Source organism: Ancylomarina sp., assembly GCF_041555295.1.
GTDB lineage: Bacteria > Bacteroidota > Bacteroidia > Bacteroidales > Marinifilaceae > Ancylomarina.
In genome coordinates this window covers 1-1,313 of the sequence record NZ_JBFFKR010000493.1, presented here as the reverse complement: position 1 = coordinate 1,313, position 1,313 = coordinate 1, and the positions used below count along the sequence as shown (strand labels likewise).

General features: G+C 36.3%; 1 protein-coding gene and 1 pseudogene. Both read right to left on the bottom strand.

What is annotated here, in order from left to right:
- Window positions 1-802 (bottom strand): chorismate-binding protein (locus tag ABY905_RS17370; protein WP_372646178.1); only part of this gene is annotated, 802 nt, incomplete at its 3' end.
- Between the two features lie 222 nt (window positions 803-1,024).
- Window positions 1,025-1,313: pseudogene (locus ABY905_RS17365) on the bottom strand (oxidoreductase); the annotation flags it as partial.

Genomic DNA, 1,313 nt, shown 5'->3' with positions numbered 1-1,313 from the left:
TATCCTCTTCAGGTGTTTTTCCTCTTTTAGCAGTCCCTTTTATGGGTTGAGATATAATTTTTGAACCTTGTTTCTTGATATATCTCTCTGGCGATGCAGATAATAGAAACTTATCTCCCAAGGCATAATAACAAGAATAAGGTGTAGGGGAAACCTGACTTAAGCTTCGATAGGTTTCAAGGGGATCTATCTTGGTTTGCTCAGCATAGAATTCCTGGCAAAAATTCACCTCATAAATATCTCCTAAACGAATATGATTTTTCAAAGCATTTACAGCCTCAATATATTCTTCTTTACTAATGCGGTGTTGAATATTGGGAACAAATGAAGCCTTAACTTGATCTACTTTGGTAGATAAGATCCGATCAACAAGTTCATATATCTCTTCTATGCAATTCTCTTCTTCGAAATAATGTATTTCTAATTGATCTTCCTTCATAGCGAAAACCCATCGTGGCTGAAAAAAATGAAGAGCTGGCATCTGAACACCATCAAAATTTTCTGATGAAAGATCTTCCAACTCATTTTTCAGATCGTAAGTCATAAATCCAAACCACCAATCCTGATTGGCATCGAAAGTTTGCCTCAGCGTCTCAAAACAATTCTCATCAACTTGTATCTCTTGCAACACATCAATCCCAGCAAGCAATTCATATGAATTGTATTCCTTTTTCGAATTATTTTTCTGATTCACGTCATGACTATCGAGAACAGCAAGCTTTTTAAATTGTTTGCTCCAAAGCAGCAACTGCTGCTTAAACCTGGCGGTGTCCGATATCTGAAAACTGATGATTTTACGCATGGCGCAAAGATAAAGCAATTTCAGAGGATTAGTTAATCACGCAAAAAAAATAATGCCTGCCATATAATATGGCAAGCATTATTCTTTTAAACTGCTATTGAAAAAACCCTCCCCTATTTATTTAAACGTCTCATAAATTCACCGAATGACAAAATTTTCAGAATGAATAAATAAGAAGACATCATTATAAATACGGAATAAACTAACAGATTATGAGTTCACTTACAATTTGACGATTACACGACCTCTACTTTTCTTGTCCACCATTTTATCGATATAGGTGTCCAACTCTTCCAAATTAGATTCAATAACAACTTCATCAAGTGCTTCGCACTGCCATTCTACAGCTAATTTCTCCCAAACCTTTTGGCGCAATGCCATTGGGCAATTTTGAGAATCAACACCAATCAAGCTAATACCCTTCAGGATAAATGGATAGACCGTACCAGCCAAGTCGCCAGAACCAATATTACCACAACAAGTTACATTTCCCATAGGTTGACAAGCCTTC